We start from the raw sequence: 3,620 nt of genomic DNA on the forward strand, positions 1-3,620 counted from the left end.
TAAGTTCTTTAGGGAAAAACTCAGATTTTTTCGGATTTTTTTATGAGGGAGAGCAGGAAACACAAGAACCGTATGCCAATCAGTAAGTTAACGAAAACGAGTATTTACTCATTAGCTCAAACCGGCTTCTAGAGAAGGGAGAAACATGCCAAAGCTAAAGTACTCTGGTTTGTGTGTTAAAACGCGCTCTAAGGGCACACAGGGCGTTTCATCGACTTATCAATAGAGATAACTAGATGCGATTCAATAAGGGAAACTAGAGTCGTAGCGAGAGGATTTGCGATAGCTGACCATTTCAAGTGTTTTCGTTAAACACTTAGTGTTTTTAAATGAGGTTTTTTCTGAATTAGTGAAGCAGATTGGTTGCTGCGGAAGGCAATTGGTTTGCCTGAGCAATGATAGCGTTAGACGCTTGCTGCAAGATTTTCGATTTGGTAAGACTCGTCGCTTCTTTAGCGAAATCGGCATCTCTAAGTTGCCCCTTGGAATCATTCACATTAATGCTCATGTTGCCCAGGTTAGAGATACCACTTTCGAATCTATTGTGAATTGCGCCCAGCTGGCCACGCTGGCTATCGACGTAGGTCAAAGACGCATCCAGCACCGCGATTGCTTGCTGTGCGCCTCCTACCGTACTGATGTTGAGAGAGTCGACGGTAAGTTGACCTTGTTTCGATAGTGCAAGTTCTGAGGCAAGACTGCCACTAAACGTGAGATCAGATTTAACATCATGATTCGGCGCGAACAGTTGAAGTTGTCCGTTCTCGTTTACTGAAGCGCTGATCTCGTCCGTTTGCCCGTTAATGTAAGTCGCTAACTCTTCGATGTTATCACCAGATTTAGCTTCTATTTGTACATTCACAGTTTGGTTTGCGACATCCTGGAACTGGATATTCAATTGATTGGTTGCATCAGTGACTGTCCAGTTACTGTCTTTTCCATTTTGTGCTAGGTAGCTGTCTCCTCCCATGCGCTCCGAATCAGTGCGCATATCCGTTAGCGAAACCATAATGGCATCGGTATTCGGTCCTATATGGAACGACTTGGTTCCATATGTACCGTTAATCAGTTTTTCGCCGCCAAAGCTGGTGGTTTCAGCAATTCTGTTCAGCTCGTCGTTGAGAGAAGACACTTCGTGTTGTAGTGCCTGACGATCTGCATCGCTGTTGTTACCGTTGGCTGACTGGATGGATAAATCTCGCATTCTCAGCATGATGTTGGTTGTTTCGTCTAACGAGCTTTCCGCTGTTTCAACGATGGACATACCATCATTTGCATTTCGAATTGCTACATCTATCCCGCGAGTTTGTACATGGAGTCTATTGGCAATCTGCAGACCAGCTGCGTCATCTTTTGCCGTGTTGATTCTAGAGCCTGAAGATAAACGTTCCAGTGATGTACTTGCGTTGCTCATAACACCTTTAAGTTGGTGTCTGGTTGCCATTGCAGATACGTTGGTGTTAACCGTTAATGCCACTGAAATGCTCCTGAAAAATCTTAAGGTTCCGTCTCATTCCACTACAAGGTAAACCTTGCCAGAGCGTTGGGTCTGACGATTCAATCGTGAACGGTAAACCGTCTTAACCCAGTGGAGTGCCAGGTGGCTGCAACACAACCAACCACCCAGACCGCCCTTAAACTTCGAGAATTAGCCCAGCAGCATTAACGCTGAATTTGGAGATTGCTTTGCCTGAGCTAATACCGAGGTAGATGCTTGTTGCAGAATCTGAGACTTAGTCATCGCAGTAGTTTCTTTCGCGAAGTCTGTGTCTTTGATTCGGCTCTGAGACGCGTTCACGTTCTCATTGATGTTATCTAAGTTGCTGATTGCGTGGTCGAATCGGTTCTGGAATGCACCCAGCTCTGCTCGATGGCTGTCAACGTATTGAAGCGCGGCATCCACGACTGCTACAGATTGTTGCGCACCGGATACGTTTCTTACGTCGATATCGCTTACGGTTGTTGCCTGAGCTGCGCCCATAGCCAGCTCACCACCAAGTGCACCACCGAAGGTTACTGCACCGTCGATTTTGTTGTTGTCAGCGAAAACTTGCAGAACACCGTCATCACCTACAGAGGCTTTAACTTGATCCGTTTGACCGTTGATGTAGGTCGCCACTTCTTCAATGTCATCGCCCGCTTTAGCATTAATGGTCAGGTTTTGAGCCACACCGTCTTTGTCGGTGAATGCGATAGTCAGGTCAGATGCTGCTGCATCAACTGTCCAGTCTGCGCCTTTCGCGTTTGCAGCCTGGTAGCTTTGTCCGCCCATTGCAGTTTCATCAGAACGCATGCTCTTAAGACCTAGCATGACCGCTTCACCGCTGTCTGCACCAATCTGGAATGAAGCATTGCCGAATGTTCCGTTTAGAAGCTTGTTACCACCGAATGAAGTGGTTTCAGCGATACGGTTCAATTCGTCGTTCAACGCTGTGATTTCTTCCTGAATCGCAACACGGTCAGACTTACTGTTTGAACCGTTAGCAGATTGCAGCGATAGGTCTCGCATACGTTGAAGAATGTTTGTCGTTTCTTTCATCGCCCCTTCAGCTGTTTGTGCAATCGAAATACCGTCGTTAGCATTTCGTACTGCCACATCCAAACCGCGGCTCTGAACATTTAAGCGGTTAGAGATTTGCAGACCCGCTGCATCATCTTTAGCGCTGTTGATTTTGTAACCAGATGATAGACGTTCCATCGATGTGGTTAAGTCACTTGCTGCATTGCCTAGGTGACGCTGTGCTGTCATCGCAGATACGTTAGTGTTTACTGTCATACTCATGGTGATTTCTCCCATTGATTTTCCGTTAAGGGCGGCTTCCGACGTCTCGGAAAACCAACTAGTTCTCTCAAAGTCATAAATTGTATCGACTTACCATTTCTATTCTTTAGGTTTTTTTGGATAAAAATTTAAAATAAATGACTTTAGATATTATTTTTCATTTAAAAGCATATAGTTAGATGTTAATTTAAATTTTTCTTTTATATACATGCAGTTATAAGTTAATAAAATACAATTTAAATGAAATATTAAAGACGTAACTAGACCCTACCTGAATGGCAGTAAAGGAGATAGGAGGCGCTATGGTTTAATAAAAAACCATTATCAAGATACTGAAATGAATCACCGATTATCGAATGCTATGGAAAGGCTTTGTCTAATCATTCTTGGATATTCAGATACCACTCTGATACACCAGACGTACAGCCTCAGCTGCCGCGGTACCATCATGTATAAGTTCTGAAATCCAACAAGTAGATAGATCTGTGCCATCTCTAAAACAGGGTGAACGGATACAAATACGCTTGAGCAAAATGCATGAACTAAAATTTTCTTCAGTACATTTTTACGTAATTTGCATGTCCTCCTTACTGTTTCGCATCGTTAGGTACTGGATCGAAAGGTAGATACACGGAACGGTTAACACGGACAAAGTCTAATTTCGCTTGTACGCGTTTAGATTGATCTGTGCTAGTTGTTCTCCCTATCTGTTCCTAAAGATCGTTACCGATATATATTTGGTGCTTCGTTTCAATACTCCTCTGTACGAATTGTTCTTCTGATATGGGAAAATCCCCATCAGGCTACGGTTTTATCACTCAAACCGTTTTGCTGTTAT

2 protein-coding genes are annotated in these 3,620 nt (G+C 43.9%); both read right to left on the minus strand.

Translation table 11 applies throughout. From position 1 onward, the window contains the following. Positions 1–346: 346 nt before the first annotated feature. Positions 347–1,477, minus strand: a complete 1,131-nt coding sequence (locus RH89_RS13775) for a flagellin (protein ID WP_004402869.1) — start codon at positions 1,475–1,477, stop codon at positions 347–349. 171 nt (positions 1,478–1,648) lie between these two features. Further along, positions 1,649–2,782, minus strand: a complete 1,134-nt coding sequence (locus tag RH89_RS13780) for a flagellin (protein WP_004402871.1) — start codon at positions 2,780–2,782, stop codon at positions 1,649–1,651. Positions 2,783–3,620: the final 838 nt, after the last annotated feature.

The sequence above is a fragment of the Vibrio nigripulchritudo ATCC 27043 genome (assembly GCF_000222685.1).
In the GTDB taxonomy this organism is placed as follows: domain Bacteria; phylum Pseudomonadota; class Gammaproteobacteria; order Enterobacterales; family Vibrionaceae; genus Vibrio; species Vibrio nigripulchritudo.